Annotated in this window: 19 protein-coding genes; 2 read left to right on the forward strand and 17 right to left on the reverse strand. The window is 58.2% G+C overall.

Annotation, left to right across the window (positions count from 1 at the left end):
• Window position 1 precedes the first annotated feature (1 nt).
• The 14 genes from phnM to kdgT all read right to left on the reverse strand — a co-directional run bounded on the left by phnM (window position 2) and on the right by kdgT (window position 11,214).
• Window positions 2–1,138: an alpha-D-ribose 1-methylphosphonate 5-triphosphate diphosphatase gene (gene phnM / locus OOJ60_RS17800; RefSeq protein ID WP_181822169.1), complete on the reverse strand. Its 1,137-nt coding sequence runs from the start codon at window positions 1,136–1,138 to the stop codon at window positions 2–4.
• Window positions 1,135–1,815: a phosphonate C-P lyase system protein PhnL gene (gene phnL, locus OOJ60_RS17805; RefSeq protein WP_042291083.1), complete on the reverse strand. Its 681-nt coding sequence runs from the start codon at window positions 1,813–1,815 to the stop codon at window positions 1,135–1,137. Before phnL ends, phnM begins: the two co-directional genes overlap by 4 nt.
• A gap of 9 nt (window positions 1,816–1,824) precedes the next feature.
• Complete coding sequence (phnK, locus tag OOJ60_RS17810) at window positions 1,825–2,583, reverse strand: phosphonate C-P lyase system protein PhnK (protein ID WP_205612954.1); 759 nt, start codon at window positions 2,581–2,583, stop codon at window positions 1,825–1,827.
• Window positions 2,580–3,371, reverse strand: a complete 792-nt coding sequence (gene phnJ, locus OOJ60_RS17815) for an alpha-D-ribose 1-methylphosphonate 5-phosphate C-P-lyase PhnJ (protein ID WP_060570450.1) — start codon at window positions 3,369–3,371, stop codon at window positions 2,580–2,582. Before phnJ ends, phnK begins: the two co-directional genes overlap by 4 nt.
• A gap of 46 nt (window positions 3,372–3,417) precedes the next feature.
• Window positions 3,418–4,485, reverse strand: a complete 1,068-nt coding sequence (locus OOJ60_RS17820; RefSeq protein ID WP_205612955.1) for a carbon-phosphorus lyase complex subunit PhnI — start codon at window positions 4,483–4,485, stop codon at window positions 3,418–3,420.
• Window positions 4,485–5,081: a phosphonate C-P lyase system protein PhnH gene (phnH, locus tag OOJ60_RS17825; protein ID WP_042291077.1), complete on the reverse strand. Its 597-nt coding sequence runs from the start codon at window positions 5,079–5,081 to the stop codon at window positions 4,485–4,487. Before phnH ends, OOJ60_RS17820 begins: the two co-directional genes overlap by 1 nt.
• On the reverse strand, window positions 5,078–5,530 hold the full coding sequence (gene phnG, locus OOJ60_RS17830; RefSeq protein ID WP_200036052.1) for a phosphonate C-P lyase system protein PhnG: 453 nt from the start codon (window positions 5,528–5,530) through the stop codon (window positions 5,078–5,080). Before phnG ends, phnH begins: the two co-directional genes overlap by 4 nt.
• Complete coding sequence (gene phnF / locus OOJ60_RS17835) at window positions 5,531–6,256, reverse strand: phosphonate metabolism transcriptional regulator PhnF (protein WP_200036053.1); 726 nt, start codon at window positions 6,254–6,256, stop codon at window positions 5,531–5,533.
• A gap of 20 nt (window positions 6,257–6,276) precedes the next feature.
• Window positions 6,277–7,056 (reverse strand): phosphonate ABC transporter, permease protein PhnE, encoded by a 780-nt coding sequence (phnE, locus tag OOJ60_RS17840; RefSeq protein WP_042291069.1) that lies wholly within the window; start codon window positions 7,054–7,056, stop codon window positions 6,277–6,279.
• Between the two features lie 78 nt (window positions 7,057–7,134).
• Window positions 7,135–8,151, reverse strand: a complete 1,017-nt coding sequence (phnD, locus tag OOJ60_RS17845) for a phosphonate ABC transporter substrate-binding protein (RefSeq protein WP_060570379.1) — start codon at window positions 8,149–8,151, stop codon at window positions 7,135–7,137.
• 49 nt (window positions 8,152–8,200) lie between these two features.
• The gene (gene phnC, locus OOJ60_RS17850) at window positions 8,201–8,989 is read right to left on the reverse strand and encodes a phosphonate ABC transporter ATP-binding protein (RefSeq protein WP_042291065.1); all 789 of its coding nucleotides are present in this window, start codon (window positions 8,987–8,989) and stop codon (window positions 8,201–8,203) included.
• Window positions 8,990–9,122: 133 nt separating this feature from the next.
• Complete coding sequence (gene yjdN / locus OOJ60_RS17855) at window positions 9,123–9,566, reverse strand: VOC family metalloprotein YjdN (protein WP_181822167.1); 444 nt, start codon at window positions 9,564–9,566, stop codon at window positions 9,123–9,125.
• Window positions 9,567–9,663: 97 nt separating this feature from the next.
• Entirely contained in the window at window positions 9,664–9,999 is a 336-nt protein-coding gene (locus OOJ60_RS17860; RefSeq protein ID WP_042291061.1) for a zinc ribbon domain-containing protein YjdM, read from the reverse strand.
• A 216-nt stretch (window positions 10,000–10,215) separates the two neighbouring features.
• Window positions 10,216–11,214, reverse strand: coding sequence for a 2-keto-3-deoxygluconate transporter (gene kdgT, locus OOJ60_RS17865; protein WP_042291058.1), 999 nt, complete (start codon window positions 11,212–11,214; stop codon window positions 10,216–10,218).
• Between the two features lie 701 nt (window positions 11,215–11,915).
• Between kdgT and proP the strand changes: the two genes are divergently transcribed.
• Window positions 11,916–13,418: a glycine betaine/L-proline transporter ProP gene (gene proP, locus OOJ60_RS17870; protein WP_042291054.1), complete on the forward strand. Its 1,503-nt coding sequence runs from the start codon at window positions 11,916–11,918 to the stop codon at window positions 13,416–13,418.
• Window positions 13,419–13,482: 64 nt separating this feature from the next.
• A complete protein-coding gene (gene pmrR / locus OOJ60_RS17875; RefSeq protein ID WP_060570378.1) occupies window positions 13,483–13,575 on the forward strand; it encodes an LpxT activity modulator PmrR in 93 nt (30 codons plus the stop codon).
• Here the strand turns inward: pmrR and pmrB are convergent.
• From pmrB to eptA, 3 genes are read right to left on the reverse strand one after another with little or no spacing between them, the layout of a single operon-like run.
• The gene (gene pmrB, locus OOJ60_RS17880) at window positions 13,572–14,651 is read right to left on the reverse strand and encodes a two-component system sensor histidine kinase PmrB (protein WP_181822166.1); all 1,080 of its coding nucleotides are present in this window, start codon (window positions 14,649–14,651) and stop codon (window positions 13,572–13,574) included. The two genes, pmrR and pmrB, sit on opposite strands and share 4 nt — an antisense overlap.
• On the reverse strand, window positions 14,652–15,326 hold the full coding sequence (basR, locus tag OOJ60_RS17885; protein WP_042291047.1) for a two-component system response regulator BasR: 675 nt from the start codon (window positions 15,324–15,326) through the stop codon (window positions 14,652–14,654).
• Complete coding sequence (eptA, locus tag OOJ60_RS17890; RefSeq protein WP_181822165.1) at window positions 15,323–16,966, reverse strand: phosphoethanolamine transferase EptA; 1,644 nt, start codon at window positions 16,964–16,966, stop codon at window positions 15,323–15,325. Before eptA ends, basR begins: the two co-directional genes overlap by 4 nt.
• Between the last annotated feature and the right edge of the window lie 5 nt (window positions 16,967–16,971).

A 16,971-nucleotide genomic window follows, 5' to 3' on the forward strand; every position in this document is an offset into this window, starting at 1 on the left:
GTCAGAACACCCTTTTTCCTTGACGCCAGACGTGATCGATATGCACGTGGTCGCCTTTGCGGTGCGCCAGTACCAGGTCGGCGCGTTTGCCCTCGGCGATAACGCCGCGATCGTTCAGATTCAGCGCCCGCGCCGGGTTGCGGGTCACCAGACGAATGGCCTGCGGCAGGGTAAAGCGGTTGGCATCGTCATCGGCGACGCGAAAGGCGGCGTCGAGCAGGCTGGCGGGGTAATAATCGGACGAAAGAATATCCAGCAGCCCCAGCTCGGCAAGCGCATGCGCGGCGACGTTACCGGAGTGTGAACCGCCGCGCACGATGTTCGGCGCGCCCATCAGCACATTCATGCCATGCTCGCGCGACGCTTGCGCCGCGGCGAAGGTGGTGGGAAATTCGGCGATCACGCTGCCAAGCTGATGTGACTCGCGCACGTGGTCGGGCGTCGCGTCGTCATGGCTTGCCAGCGCGATGTTGCGCTCGCGGCAAAGCCGGGCGATAGCGCTGCGGTTAGGTTGCGACCAGCGGGCGGCGAGCGCCAACTGTTCTTCTTCATAGCGGGCCATCTGCTCGTCGGTGAGGGAATATTTGCCCTGATAATATTCGCGATACTTCTCGCGGTTGGCGAACTGGCGCTGGCCCGGCGAGTGATCCATCAGGGAAACCAGCGTGACCGGCTCGCGGCCGACCAGCTTTTCAAACAACGGCAGGGTGGTGTGATGCGGCAGCTCGCAGCGCAGATGCAGGCGATGCTCGGCGCGGTTGACGCCGCGCTTTTGCGTCTCTTCCACCGCGTTAATCATCTTTTCCAGATTTTCCAGCCTGTCGCCGCCGTCACGCACGTCGCCAATCGCCACCGCGTCCAGAACGGTGGTGATACCGCTGGCGACCATCAGCGCGTCGTGGCTGCTCATCGCTGAATGGGCGGGCCAGTCCACCTTTGGGCGTGGGGTGAAGAATTTGTCCAGATTATCGGTATGCAGTTCAATTAGCCCCGGCAGCAGCCAGCCGCCTTCGCCGTCCAGCGCCTCCGGCAGACGGCTTTGGGTTTCGGCAAAAGCGTGGATCATCCCGTTGTGCATTTCCAGCGATCCCTGTACTACCTCGTCTTCCAGCACCAGCTTTACATTGTTGATAATCATGGTGTTGTTCCCATAAGATGCAAACGATCCGCCACCCGGTCGCGCACGGATTCATCGTGAAAAATGCCGACAATCGCCGCGCCGCGCGCTTTCGCTTCGGTAATCAATGCCACCACGGCGGCGCTGTTTTTGGCATCCAGCGAGGCGGTTGGCTCGTCGAGGAGCAGGATGGGATAATCGACAATAAAGCCGCGGGCGATGTTGACCCGCTGCTGCTCGCCGCCGGAAAAGGTCGAGGGGGCGAGATGCCACAGGCGCTCGGGTACGTTGAGGCGGGTCAGAAGACTCGCGGCTTTGGCGGCGCATGCTTCTCGCGGCGCGCCGAGGTCCAGCAGCGGCTGCATTACCACGTCCAGCGCGCACACGCGGGGGATCACCCGCAGAAACTGGCTGACCCAGCCGATGGTAGAACGACGTACTTCCAGTACCTTGCGCGCTGGCGCCTGCACCAGATCCACCCACTCGTCGCCGTGACGAATCCGGATCTGCCCTTCGTCGGGCAGATAGTTAGCGTACAGCGAGCGCAGCAGCGTCGATTTTCCGCTGCCGGAGTGACCGTGCAGCACCACGCATTCGCCGCGCGCTACCGTCAGCGAGGCGTTTTGCAGTACCGGCAGACGCACGCCGTTTTGCTGGTGGAGAACAAAGGTTTTACTGACGTTTTCAACGCGAATCATGTTGGCCTCTTAATTCTGTAATACCGACGACACCAGCAACTGCGTGTACGGATGATGCGGATCGTCGAGCACGCGGTCGGTTAATCCACTTTCCACCACCTGGCCCTGCTTCATCACCAGCAGACGGTCCGCCAGCAGGCGCGCAACGCCCAAATCGTGGGTGACAATCACCACCGCCAGATCCAGCTCCACCACCAGCCCGCGCAGCAGGTCCAGCAGTTTGGCCTGCACCGAAACGTCCAGCCCGCCGGTCGGTTCATCCATAAACACCAGCTTTGGATGGGTGACCAGATTGCGGGCGATTTGCAAACGCTGCTGCATTCCGCCGGAGAAGGTGGTCGGCAGGTCATCAATGCGCGAGGCCGGAATTTCCACTTCTTCGAGCCATTTTTGCGCGGTAGCGCGGATTTCGCCGTAGTGGCGCGCGCCGGTCGCCATCAGCCGTTCGCCGATGTTGCCTCCCGCTGAGACCTGGCGTCGCAGGCCGTCCAGCGGATGCTGATGCACCACGCCCCATTCGGTGCGCAGCAGGCGGCGACGGTCGGCCTCGCTCATCGAATACAGCGAACGGTTCTGATACTGGATCTCGCCGGACTGCGGCGTCAGGCGCGAAGAGATTGACTTCAGCAGGGTGGTTTTACCGGAACCGGACTCCCCGACAATGCCCAGCACTTCGCCCGGCCACAGGTCAAACGAGACATCGCTGAAGCCTTTGCCCGGCGCGTAAAGGTGGGTCAGGTGATTCACTGAAAGCAGCGGCTGCGTCATTGGCGTTGGGCCTCACTCTGTTGGCGGCAGTAGTCGGTGTCGGAGCAGACAAACATCCGTTTGCCGCTGTCGTCGAGCACCACTTCGTCGAGATAGCTATGGGTTGACCCGCAAATGGCGCACGGCTCATTCCAGGTCTGGACGCTGAACGGATGATCGTCGAAATCGAGACTCTCCACGCGGGTGTACGGCGGTACGGCGTAGATGCGCTTTTCGCGCCCGGCGCCAAACAGTTGCAGAGCGGGCATCCTGTCCATTTTCGGGTTATCGAATTTGGGGATCGGCGACGGGTCCATCACGTAGCGCCCGTTCACCTTCACCGGATAGGCGTAGGTGGTGGCGATGTGGCCGAAGCGGGCGATATCTTCGTACAGTTTCACCTGCATTACGCCGTACTCTTCCAGCGCATGCATGGTGCGGGTTTCGGTTTCGCGCGGTTCGATAAAGCGCAGCGGCTCTGGGATCGGCACCTGGAAGATCAGGATCTGATCTTCGGTCAGCGGCGTTTCCGGGATCCGATGGCGGGTCTGGATCAGCGTCGCGTCTTCCGTACGTTCGGTGGTGTTTACGCCGGTGACGCGCTTAAAAAAGTTGCGGATCGACACCGCGTTGGTGGTGTCGTCGGCGCCCTGGTCGATCACTTTCAGCACGTCCGGTTCGCCGATCACGCTGGCGGTGATCTGAATGCCGCCGGTGCCCCAGCCGTAGGGCATCGGCATTTCGCGGCCGCCGAACGGCACCTGATAGCCAGGGATCGCCACCGCCTTCAGGATAGCGCGGCGGATCATGCGTTTGGTCTGTTCATCAAGGTACGCAAAGTTGTAGCCGGAGAGGTTAGTCGTCACGGTCGGCCTCCTGTTGCAGGCGTTTAAGCAGTTCCAGCTCGGCCTGGAAATCGACGTAATGAGGGAGCTTGAGGTGCGAAACAAAACCCGCCGCCTCGACGTTATCCGCATGCGCCAGCACGAACTCCTCGTCCTGCGCCGGTCCTGTGACCGTTTCATCGTAGTCTGGTGCCTGTAGCGCGCGATCCACCAGCGCCATCGCCATGGCTTTGCGTTCGCTCATGCCGAACACCAGCCCGTAGCCGCGGGTGAAGTGAGGCGCATCATTGTCCGGGGCGACGAAGCCGTTGACCATCTCGCATTCGGTCACCAGCAGTTCGCCAACGTTTACCGCGAATCCCAGCTCTTCCGGCACCGTTTCCAGCTCAACGTAGCCGCTGCGGATCTCCGCCGCGAACGGGTGGTTGCGGCCATAACCGCGCTGGGTGGAATAGGCCAGCGCCAGCAGGTAGCCTTCGTCGCCGCGCATGAGCTGTTGCAGGCGTGAGGCGCGCGAGCAGGGGTAGACCGGCGGTGTGCGGGTGATATCGTCCGGCTGTGCGCCGGTATCCTCTTCGCGCTTTGCCAGCCCCTGCTTCGCCAGCAGGGAAAAGACGTGCGGCGCGGGTTCCGTTGGGTGATCGGCGGTGCGCAGAGGCGGCGTTTCGCCGTTCGCCAGCAGGGTGAAATCGAGCAGGCGATGGGTGTAGTCGTAAGTCGGGCCTAAAAGCTGCCCGCCGGGAATGTCTTTATAGACGGCGGAAATACGCCGCTCCAGGCGCATCTCCGCGCTGTTCAGCGGTTCGCTCACCGCCAGCTTCGCCAGCGTGGTGCGGTAGGCGCGCAGCAGGAAGATGGCTTCGACGTTATCTCCGCAGGCCTGTTTCAGCGCCAGCGCCGCCAGTTCGCGGTCGGCGATACCGCCTTCGGTCATCACCCGGTCAACCGCCAGGTTCATCTGCTGTTCAATCTGCGCCACGCTCAGTTCGCCGATGGCGGCATCGCCCCGACGGCGGTTCTCCTGGAGCGCATGGGCGTTGGCTATCGCCTTCTCGCCCCCTTTAACGGCGACGTACATCAGCACACCTCCACGTGGGTAGTGCGAGGGATGGCCAGCAGGCGCTCGCCGCAGGTAAGTATCAGATCGACGCCCAGCGGGAAGGGATGCGGGCGTTCGGTCAGTTCGTGGATCAGACAGTCCGGTAACTGCGGCGCGATCATCCGTTCTTCGGCGATCCCCGCCCCGGTCAGGCGCAGCATCCGCCCGCCGCTGAGGCTGGTGACCTGGACGATCAGCGTGGCGCTGGTTTCCGGCGCCACGGCGGAACCCGCAGAAAGGGCGTTAAGCTGCTCGCGGCTGATGCGCTCGTCGGTGACGGCAAACGCTGCCAGCTGCGGCTGCTCGACCAATGGCGCCTGAGTATGAAAACGCAGGTTCTGGCTGGCGATGTCGTTGTTCACCGCAGGTGACAGCCATACCGGCGTGTCGCCATCGACCAGGGTCAGCAGGACGCTGGTGGTGGCAAGGTTCAACGGTTGCCAGCCGTGCTTAAGCTGATGCAGGGCGACAATCACGCCCGGTTCGCTCATTGCTTTCAGCAGGCGGCGAAAGCTCTGCTGCGCGTCCTGAACGGGCAGGGTAAAGGCGGTTTGTAGTTCCGTGGATCGTGTCATTCGTTATCTCCGCGTACCAGCGTAAAGAAGTCGACCCGGCTGGCGTTCACTTCAGCGCGGCGGGCAGCGATTTGCGCCTCGCGTTCGGCCTCCAGCGGGGCGATTAAGGTTTCCATGAGCGTCTGAAAATGGGCCAGCTCCTGTAACAGCGCGTCGACGACGGCGCACCGTTCGGCGTGCTGTTTATTGCGTCCCAGCAGGTAGCTGTAGCCGAGCGTGCCGCTGTTCAGGCGCACCACCGCGCGGGTGAGCGTGGTATCGCCGGCAAAGAAACGGTTGCCGGTGCCGCCCATGCGCGCCTGGATCTGCATCAGACCGGTTTCCGGCGCGCGGATAAGCGTGTATTCCGGCGCCAGCTTCAGCGCCTGCATCAGTGCGTTCAGCGTTTCGGCGTTGCTCCAGGACAACGCGCGCATCCAGCGCTGGCGGGTGGCGGTATCGATATGCATTCAGTGCTCCATAGTGAATTCGATCATGTCGGCGCGGGTCAGGCTGACGGAGTATTCCGCTGCCTGCTCCTCACCTTCACGATGGTTCAGGGTGCGCACGCAGAGCAGCGGCGCCATGTTCGGGATTTCCAGTACCTTGCTCTCTTTCGCCTGCGCGCGGCGGGCGCTGATGCGCGTCTGGGTACGCATCAGCGTCAGCCCGGACTGTTCGCGCAGATAGTCATGCAGCGAGCCGTTACTGAAGCCCTGTAACAGCGGCCAGAGGCTGAGGTCGGAAAAGTAGTGATCGATCAGGCACAGGGCGATACCGTTGACCCGGCGTAGCGTTCGCAGGTGAATGACGTTGTCGCCTTCCTGCACGCTGAGGGCATCAGCAACGTGGCGGGAAGCCGGTCGCAGTACCGCCAGCAGCTTTTCGCTGGTGGGATGGCTGCCCTGATCCAACAGATTCTGGCTAAAGCGCGCCTGGGCGTTCAGCGGGTAGTCGAACGGGCGCATCAGTACCAGCACGCCGACACCCTGACGACGCTGCACCCAGCCGCGTTCAACTAACTGATCGATGGCCCGGCGCAGGGTATGGCGGTTCACCTCATAACGGGCGGCAAGCTGATGCTCCGCCGGAAGATAGTCGCCGCAGCGGTAATGTTGACGAAGCTCCTGCTCAAGTCTCGCGGCAATCTCCTGATAACGCGTCGGGTAACTGGTCGGATGTGTAGACAAGTGCATAGCCATCAATGCCTCGCGAATCAGATAAAGTGCTTACGTAAACGCTGGGAGAGGAAATCCAGCAGGCTGACGGTGATGATGATGAGCACCATCAACGCGCAGGTTTGCTGGAACTGGAAACCGCGTATCGCCTCCCACAAGGTGACGCCGATGCCGCCTGCGCCCACCATGCCGACCACCGTGGCGGAGCGGACGTTGGACTCAAAGCGGTACAGCGAATAGGAGATGAGCAGCGGCATGACCTGCGGCAGTACGCCGTAGAGAATTTCTTCGAGCTTATTGGCGCCGGTGGCGCGGATACCTTCTACCGGGCCGGGTTCGATAGCTTCGACCGCTTCGGAAAGCAGTTTCGACAGCACGCCGGTGGTGTGGATAAACAGCGCCATCACGCCCGCAAACGGGCCGAGACCGACGGCGACCACGAACAGCATCGCAAACACCATTTCGTTGATGGCGCGGCAGGCGTCCATCAGACGGCGCATGGGCTGGTAAATCCACCACGGTACGAGGTTGTCGGCGCACATCAGACCAAAAGGAATGGACAGGATGACCGCCAGCGCGGTGCCCCAGACGGCGATTTGCAGGGTGACGGCCATTTCGCCGAGGTAATCCCGCCACTGGCTGAAGTCCGGCGGGAAGAAGTCGGCGGCGAAAGTCGCCATGTTTCCGGAGTCCTGAATCAGCGTCAGCGGGGCCATTTCGGCGCCTTTCCACGACACGACCAGTACAGCCAGCAGGATGGCCCAGCTCAAGAGCGAGAACCAGCTTCGCTTCGGCGGGGGGACGGTAATGGTTTGCATAGTTGCTCCCTAAGTGACGACGATTTGACGCGGGTATAGGCCGGATAAGCGCTGCGTCATCCGGCCTACAGCCAGGGGTTATTGCACCGCTTTGTTCACGCTGGTCATGGCGCCGAGCGCGGCAGTCAGACGGTCGAGATCGTCCAGTTGCCCTTTAATCGCCGAGGTTTTGCTGGCTTTCTCTTCGTCGCTCAGTCCTTTGTTGTCCTTCACGCCCTGCATCTCTTTAAACAGGGCGAGCTGGCGAATCGGCACCAGTTGCAGGTCGCTGGAGGCACGGAACGGCGCCCAGCCCAGACGTTCCAGCACGCTTTTTTCTTCCGGCGTTTTGCCGTAATTCATAAAGAAGTCGTACACCTTGTCCTTGGTGGTTTCAGAAAGATTTTTCCGCCAGACGATGGGATCACCCGGGATCAGCGGCGACTTCCAGATCACCTTCAGCTCTTTGAGCTTGTCCGGCGCGGAGGTTTTCAGCTTGTCGAGGTTTTCGGTGTTGTTGGTGGCGACGTCGACCTGCTTGTTCGCTACCGCCAGTGCGTTGGTTTCATGACCGGCGTTAACGGTGCGTTTGAAGTCGCTGGCGGAGATATTGTTTTTTGCGAAGACGTAATACCCGGGAACCAGATAGCCAGAGGTGGAGTTAGGATCGCCGTTGCCGAAAGTGAGATCTTTGCGCTGGGCGATCAGATCGTCGAGAGTGTTGATCGGACTGTCCTTGTTGACGATCAGTACGCTCCAGTAGCCGGGCGATCCGTCAGCGGCGACAGTCTGGGCGAAGACCTGGCCGTTGGCGCGATCTACTGCTTCCATCGCGGAAAGATTGCCGTACCAGGCGAGATCCACTTTGTTAAAGCGCATCCCCTGGATGATCCCGGCGTAGTCCGGGGCGAAGAAGGCATTGACCTTGACCCCCAGTTTCTTTTCCATATCCTTCAGGAACGGGTCCCACTGCGGTTTCAGGTTTTGCTGTGACTCGGTCGAAATAATGCCAAAGTTCAGCGCTTTTTCCTGTTCTTCGGCATGTGCCGGGGTGAGCAGGGTGCTGACGCTGAACATGCTGGTAAACGCCAACGCGGCAACCGTTTTGTAATTCATATTATCCTCGCATTGTTCCAGGCTATTTCACTTGCCTGGTCTTTTTGAATTAAGCAGCCTGCGCGTTCTGTTCGACGCGGTTCATGCTGCGGTACAGATGGTCAAAGCGATCGTTATCGAAGTGTTGGCTGCTGCCGTCGTAGAACACATGCCCCTGACGCAGCGCCACAATGCGTTCGCAGTAGCGCAGGGCGTAATCCACCTGATGCAGCGTGACGACGACGGTGATGCCGTCGGTCTGGTTGATGTCGCGCAGGGTATCCATCACGATGCGTGCGGATTCCGGGTCCAGCGAGGCAATCGGCTCGTCGGCCAGAATCACTTTCGCCCGCTGCATCAGGGCGCGGGCGATGGCCACGCGCTGCTGCTGGCCGCCGGAAAGTGTAGAAACGCGCTGGTGCGCGAAGTGCGCCATGCCGACGCGGGTCAGCGCCTGTAACGCGCGCTGCTTCTGTTCCTGGGTGAACCAGCTAAAGCAGGTGCGCCAGAACGGCGTGCTGCCGAGCGCGCCAATCAGGACGTTCTCAAGCACTGTCAGGCGATTGACCAGGTTGAACTGCTGGAAGATATAGCCGGTATGGGCGCGGCTTTTGCGGATATCGCGCGCCAGACGGCCTTCGCGCTGGACGGTGCGACCAAGCAGCTCGACGTGGCTGCCCGGCGCTTTGTCACCGGTGATCAGCCCGCTTAAGTGACGTAAAAGGGTGGATTTGCCGGAACCCGACGGCCCAAGCAGAGCCACCATCTCACCGGAAACGATGTTCAGATCGACGGCGTGCAGCGCCTGCTGCTGATTGAACGTTTTGGAGAGTTTTTCGACGCGAATAATCGTTTGCATGATGCGGCCTCTCTGAAAAAAGTGGCCCCATCGTGGCGGATTAATGTGACGTTTGGGTTAAGTTGTGATGACCTGATGATGAAGAATTGAGTGGAATCAGATGACAGGGCGGGAGGCAGGGCCTCCCGCGAGGTTAACCGTTTGCCTGCTGCTTAACGACGTTGATCATCCACGGGACGCCGTAACGATCGCTGACCTTGCCAAAACCGTGCGCCCAAAAGGTTTCCTGCCAGTCCATTTCAATTTTTCCTTCGGCAGCGAGGCGGTCGAACCAGCGTTTTCCTTCGTTGACATCCTGCGTGTCAAGAACCAGCGTAAAGCCGGAATAGTGCGCCGTGCCTGACGGTAGGGCATCACTCATCATAATGTCGCTCCCCGCAATACGCACATTGGCATGGGCGATGGCGGTATCGGGGAAGGTCATTGCGGACGGGCAGCCGTCCTGACTGTCCTGCGCCGACGGGGGCATTTCGCCGAAGCTGATTTTATAGAGCAGTTCTGCGCCGAGCGTTTGCTGATAAAACGCAATGGCGTCGGCACAGTTGCCAGCAAAAGAGAGATAGGGACTTAACGACATGATCTGGACCTCTGATAAGGGAAGCCCATTAAGTGTAGTTACCCCCGGCCCGGTAAGCGAAGCGCCACCGGGCAATATCAGGCAGGCAGGATAACAATCAGTTCTTTTTCACAAACTCCGATTTCAGCTTCATCGGGCCGAAACCGTCGATTTTGCAGTCAATGTTGTGATCGCCTTCCACCAGACGGATGTTTTTCACTTTGGTGCCGATCTTCAGCATCGAAGAACTGCCTTTCACCTTCAGATCTTTAATCACGGTCACGCTGTCGCCGTCGGCCAGCAGGTTGCCGTTAGCGTCTTTCACAATCAGCTCATCGCTGTCCTGCGCCGGTTCGGCATCGTTCCATTCGTGGGCGCATTCCGGGCAGATATACATGCCGTTGTCTTCGTAGGTGTATTCGGAGTTGCATTGTGGGCAGTTAGGTAATGACATGGTGAGTTCCTCAAAAGTCAGCAGGGGCAAACGCGTCCCAAAAGCATGGCAGATTGCCGAAAAAGGCGGCAATTATACACAAAATCCCCAACGTTGTCGGGACTACTCGCGTTTTAAGAAAGGGGGCTGGAAGAAAGCGAGGTGAAAAGCGCGAAGAGAAGCGGGCGCAGTCGTTAGACGTCGCCCTCCCGCGCAGAGCGGGAGGGCGACTGAAGGTTAGTGATTCATAGATTCAGCGGTTTTTTCTTCCGCATTGACCGGAGGCTGAACGTTGCCGAAGCGTTTGGCGTACAGCGCAGTGATGATCGGCACCAGGATGGCGGTGACAATCACGCTGGCGGCAACCAGCGCCGTCGCGGAAGCCGCGACGGGCTCAAACGCCGGGTTGATCTGGGCGATAATGACCGGGTTCGCCACCGCAGCGCCCGCCGCAGAAGACGCCGCTACGCCCGCTGTACCGTTACCGCCGCCGATCACGCGGTCGGCAATAATCAACGGAATACCGGTGATAATGATGACCGCCACGCCCAGCATGATGCCCAGCAGACCTGTATCAACAATCACGCTCAGGTTAATGGTGTTACCCAGCGCAAAGCCGAAGAACGGAATCAGTACTGGCGTTGCCTTGCTGAAGAACGCACGCAGATCGTGGTCGAGGTTGCCGAGGGCAAAGCCGATCAGGAACGGTAATACGGCGCCGATAAAGTGATGCGGCTCGAAAGAAGCGAGGCCAGCGGAACCAAGAATGACCATGGTCATCAACGGACCGGACTCCAGTGACATCAGCACGAACGCGCCGGACTCTTCTTTGGTGCCGTACTGGTTCATCAGGCTGGCGTACAGGCCGCCGTTGGTCATGTCCATTGCGGAAACAATCGCCAGAACAGACAGACCCGCGAAGAAACCGGTTTGAATGCCGGTGTCCGGAATAAACGAGGCGGCGATCATCGCCACCACCCACGCAACGGCAATTTTCGTGATTACCAACGTACCGGATTTACGTAATACCGTACCGGTTGCGCGCAGATCGATAGAAGCGCCAATACAAAAGAACCATACCGCCAGAATGGGCACCGTGCCGCTTATCATTCCTTTAGTAAATGAACCGAAATACGCGCCCGTGTCTGGCGCCAGGGTATTTAAAACGGCGCCGAGCAGTAATGGAATCAACATCATCCCACCAGGGATGCGTTCTATGGTGGCTTTAATTTTCATAAACGTCCTCACTTCTTACCCGCGAAACAAACGGACAAGGTGGCAAAAGGTATTGAATTCAGTTTGTTATATCGAAGCGAAGCGCAGAAAATACTGCGTTCCCTTTACGTTGTACGTAGCGATTGCGCCTGCTGGCGGCCTCTTTCGCTCCCCGGTGGTGTTGCCTCGTCTCTTATCTTGCATTCATTGGAATATTGATTCAATGAAAACGAAACAGTGTTTTAGTTATCTTTGTCACATAATTAATGTAAACATTCGGCGGCTTTTGGATTATTTAAAATAAACGTAAACAAGGTGTAAAAAAGCCAGGGGAATTTACATAGCAGATTAATAGTGTCGCCGGGAAATGTTTGGTCGTGACGATGAATGTCATCGCAACGAAAGCAAAAAAGAATCGCAACGTTGCCACGTCAAAAAAGAGAGTGAGGATCACCTTATTTACGTTCTTTGACGAAACACAAACATATATGTGAAGTTGATCACAAATTTAAACACTGGTAGGGTAAAGAGGTCATTAACCGCCCACTTCAGGCGTCAACAGGTTCGGTTGTACAGTCCTTAACCGGTCAGTGTAAGTAAACCTGCTACGCTTGGTAAAGGAATTGCGCCTGCGTGATTCCAACGCTCGACGGTGACGTTCGCGCAGCTTGCGCCAATGAAGCGGTATGCAGCGAGACAGGGCTTAGTCTATGAGGACAGCTATGCTGAAAAGGAAAAAAGTAAAACCGATAACGCTTCGCGACGTAACCATTATTGATGACGGTAAACTGCGTAAAGCGATCACCGCGGCCTCGCTCGGCAACGCGATGGAATGGTTTGATTTTGGTGTTTATGGCTTCGTTGCCTACGCGTTAGGTAAAGTATTCTTCCCGGGGGCTGACCCCAGCGTGCAAATGATTGCCGCGCTCGCGACTTTCTCTGTTCCCTTCCTGATTCGTCCACTTGGCGGTTTGTTCTTCGGTATGCTCGGCGATAAATATGGGCGTCAGAAGATCCTGGCTATCACCATCGTCATTATGTCGATCAGTACGTTCTGTATCGGCCTGATACCGTCCTACGCTTCTATTGGTATCTGGGCGCCTATCCTGCTGCTGCTGTGCAAGATGGCGCAGGGCTTCTCGGTCGGCGGCGAATACACCGGCGCGTCGATCTTTGTCGCGGAATATTCCCCGGACCGTAAACGCGGCTTTATGGGCAGTTGGCTGGACTTTGGCTCGATTGCCGGATTCGTGCTGGGCGCAGGTGTCGTGGTGCTGATCTCCACGGTGGTGGGGGAAGCAAACTTCCTTGATTGGGGCTGGCGTATTCCGTTCTTTATCGCGCTGCCGCTGGGGATTATCGGGCTTTACCTGCGCCATGCGCTGGAAGAGACCCCGGCGTTCCAGCAGCACGTCGAAAAACTGGAGCAGGGCGACCGCGAAGGCTTGCAGGAAGGTCCAAAAGTTTCGTTTAAAGAGATTGCGACCAAACACTGGCGCAGCCTGCTGGCGTGTATCGGTCTGGTGATTGCCACCAACGTAACCTATTACATGCTGCTGACCTATATGCCGAGTTACCTGTCGCATAACCTGCACTATTCGGAAGATCACGGTGTGCTGATTATTATCGCCATTATGATCGGGATGCTGTTTGTGCAGCCGGTGATGGGGCTGCTGAGTGACCGTTTTGGTCGCCGCCCGTTTGTGATTCTGGGCAGTATCGCGCTGTTTGCGCTGGCGATTCCGGCATTTATCCTGATTAACAGTAACGTGATCGGGCTGATTTTTGCGGGTCTGCTGATGCTGGCGGTGATCCTGAACTGCTTCACCGGCGTGATGGCCTCCTCGCTCCCGGCGATGTTCCCGACGCACATTCGCTACAGCGCGCTGGCGGCGGCATTTAATATCTCGGTGCTGATTGCCGGTCTGACGCCAACGCTGGCCGCCTGGCTGGTGGAAAGCTCCCGGGACCTGATGATGCCGGCCTATTACCTGATGGTGATTGCGGTGATTGGTTTCATTACCGGTATGACCATGAAAGAAACCGCCAACCGTCCGCTGAAAGGGGCGACGCCTGCCGCGTCTGACATTCAGGAAGCGAAAGAAATCCTCGGCGAGCACTACGATAACATCGAGCAGAAAATCGAAGATATCGATCAGGAAATTGCTGAACTCCAGGAGAAACGGACTCGTCTGGTTCAGCAGCATCCACGTATCGACGAGTAAACGGCGTCTTAAGGTTTGCTTAATCTCTGACGGGCATACTCTCCTTCATAATCTGGAGGAGAGTATGATGAAAAAGCGTCTTTATGAACGTGTCGCCACTGTCTTTAGCGTGCTGATTGTCAGCAGTTTTTTGTACGTCTGGGTCACCACTTATTAGATCTTCTCCAGCCTCACCGACGCGCGGGTTCCCGTCGCATCCACCCGGTTTTGCAAATAAAATTCGCCGCGATGCAACTGCGTGATGCGGCTGACGATACTCAGCCCCAGCCCGACGCCGCCGAAACGGCTGTCCATACGCACGAACGCTTTACTTAGCTCGCCGCATTGACTTTCATCGATCCCCGGCCCTTCATCTTCAACCGCCATGACGGCCTGTTTATCCGTGTTCAGCGTGATCGCGATCGTCGTCCCTTTGGGACTGTAACGATGGGCGTTTTCCACCAGGTTACGCAACAGCATGCGCAGCAGCGTGGCGTCGCCTTTTACCGTCACGTCGTCGCGCCTCTCGGGCAGCAGCAGGGCCTGATCGCGCTGTTCCAGCATGGTGCTAAGCTCATCCCAGGACGGCAGGATGACGTCTTCCAGCAGCCGGACCTGCTGATAATTACCCGACGAGAACGACTGTCCGACGCGGGCTAACTGTAACAGCTGCGAGACGCTGTCCATCATCTGATCCAGCCGCGCAACGAGCGGGGCGACGTCTATATTATGCGCTTTTGACAGCAGTTCGAGATGCAGACGTACCCCAGCCAGCGGCGTTCGCAGTTCGTGCGCCACGTCGGCGGTAAACAGGCGCTCGTTCTCAAGCGTCGCGGTCAGCCGGTTCACCAGTTGGTTCAGCGCGGAAACCACCGCTTCAATTTCCAGCGTTGAACTGCGAAGGTCGATCGGCGTCAGGTTATCCGCGGTGCGGCTCTCCAGCTCTTTTTGCAGGCTGACGAGCGGCCGGGTGATACGCCGCACCGCCTGGTAACAGATCAGCAGCGTCAGGCTGACCATCAACACGCCGGGGACGATCAGGCTGGCGACCGCTTCGCGAATTTCATGCATGATGTGGCGGTCATTATTGCGGTTATCCCGTAGCGCCTGCTCAAACAGCTCAATCTGCTCAGTGCTTTCATGCCAGAGCCAGAAGGCGCTGATCAACTGGAAAACCAGCAGGATAACGCCGATGGTCAACATCAGGCGCTGGCGCAGGGTCATGGGCCGGCGCAGAAAACGCGTCAGGTTCACTTAGCCTTCCTCGGTCGCGGTCGCCACCAGCATGTAGCCAAAGCCACGCACGGTGCGAATGCGCGACTTACCGACCTTGTCGCGCAGGTTGTGGATATGGACTTCCAGCGTGTTGGTCGAAGGCTCGTTGTCCCAGTTATAAATGTCGTTATAAAGAATTTCCCGGTGCACCGGGCTGCCGGCTTTCAGCATTAGCCTGGAAAGCAGGGCGTACTCTTTTGGCGTCAGCACCAGCTCCTCGCCGGCTTTCCAGACCTGGCGACGCCCCATATTGAGAGTCAGACCGCCGACCACCAGTTCGCTTTCGCCCTGGTTATTGTGGCGGCGTAGCAGCGCGCGGATGCGGGCATGAAGTTCTTCCAGCGCAAAGGGTTTCACCAGATAGTCGTCGGCGCCCACGTCCAGCCCGGCGATCTTGTCGCTGAGCGTATCGCGGGCGGTCAGGATCAACACGGGCAGGGTGTATTTTTTCTGCCGGATACGCGCCAGAAAATGCAGGCCGTCCTCGTCCGGCAGGCCGAGATCCAGCACCAACAGGCTGTAATGACCACTTTCCAGACACTGCTCCGCCGCGCGTGCGGTGGAGACGCCGTCGCAGGCGTATCCCTCGGTTTGCGCCGCCAGGATCAACCCCTGTAAGAGCAGCGTATCGTCTTCCACAATCAGTATTTTCATTCAGCGGTTCTCCTGCAGGTCCGCAGAATGTCATCCGCGGGCCGGTATTGCGTTGTCTGCACGCCGGTCAGTCCCAGCATGGTCGAAAAAAGGTTGTCCTGCGAGTAATCCTGTTCCCGCGCCTGTTTTTGCAGGCAATCATTGTCTACGCCGTAGCGTTGCTGATAATCCGGCGACAGCCACAGCAGCATCGGCACATGCTTTTGCGTTTCTGGCGCAATGGCGTAAGGCAGACCGTGCAAATACACGCCATCTTCCCCCAGCGATTCGCCGTGGTCGGAAAGATACACCAGGCTGGTGGTAAATTTATCCTGATGCGACTTCAGGATATTAATCGTTTTATCAACAATATAGTCGACATACAGAACGGTATTATCGTAGGTATTGATGAGCTGCTGCTGTGAGCAGGTTTGAATTTCATTGGTGTCGCAGGTTGGGGTAAATTTCCTGAACTGCGGCGGGTAGCGGTGGTAATACGTCGGGCCGTGACTGCCAATGGTATGCAACACAATGACCCCATCGCCTTGTAACTGGTTGATGTACGACTCCAGGCCGTTAAACAGCACGTCGTCATAACATTCGCCGTCAATGCACTGGCCTTTCAGGTTGAGGGTAGTGACATTCTGATGCGGTACGCGGTCGCAGGCGCCTTTGCAGCCGCCGTCATTATCGTTCCACAGCACGCTGATACCCGCGCGTTGAATGATATCCAGCAACCCTTCCTGATGGTGCGCCAGCTCTGCGTCATAGTGCTTGCGCGGCATCCCGGAGAACATACACGGCACGGAGACCGCGGTAGAAGTCCCGCATGAAGTGGTGCGCGGGAAGTAGACCACGTTATCTTTTGTCAGCAGCGGATTGGTTTCACGCGGATAGCCGCCCAGCGAAAAGTTTGCCGCCCGCGAGGTTTCCCCGACGATCAAAATGGTCAGGTTTTTACGTTCGCCGTCCACGCTCTGCGGAGTGCGATGGGCATCTTCGCCAATGCGCACCAGCGGCAGGTTAGCCAGCCGTTCGTGCGCGTACCAGGACCAGGAGGCCACCAGACTGTTCGAGGGACTGAGCGCTTTCACCAACTGCTTATTGTTGCGAAACAGCGAGGCGTAATCTTTATAAAAAAAGCTGGCGACCAGGACGATCAGCAGGACGGAGATCATAATGCTGATCCCACGCGCCAGTACGCTGCGCAAACGCGGCGTAGAGGGGCTGATTCTGATCCCGCAGGCGATCAGGGCCGCTACAATGCCGCTCAGACCGAGGGTAAGCACCATCTGCGGCGTCATCAGGGCGAATGTTTCGGCGGGCGTGGTATCCATCATGTTGGCGATCATCGAACGGTCGATGATGATGCCGTAGGTGAGGATGAAATATTGCGCCGCCGCGCCCATCAAAATAAACAGGCAGGCCAGCGGGCGGTTCAGCCAGAGAAACGAGGCCAGCGTCAGGACGATGTTGATCACGCTGAACGCCACCACCGGCATCGACAGAAAGACCAGCACGTTACGCGCGGAGTCCAGCGGTAGAGCCTGTATGACCTGCTTATAAAAGGCGAGATTCAGGCAAACGGAAAGATAAAACGAAACCAGCAGCAGCCAGGTGAGCAGGCTGATAGACGGTCTTTTGAATATGCGCTTTAACATGGGGT

This window comes from Citrobacter sp. R4, assembly GCF_026719175.1.
Taxonomy (GTDB): domain Bacteria; phylum Pseudomonadota; class Gammaproteobacteria; order Enterobacterales; family Enterobacteriaceae; genus Citrobacter_A; species Citrobacter_A sedlakii.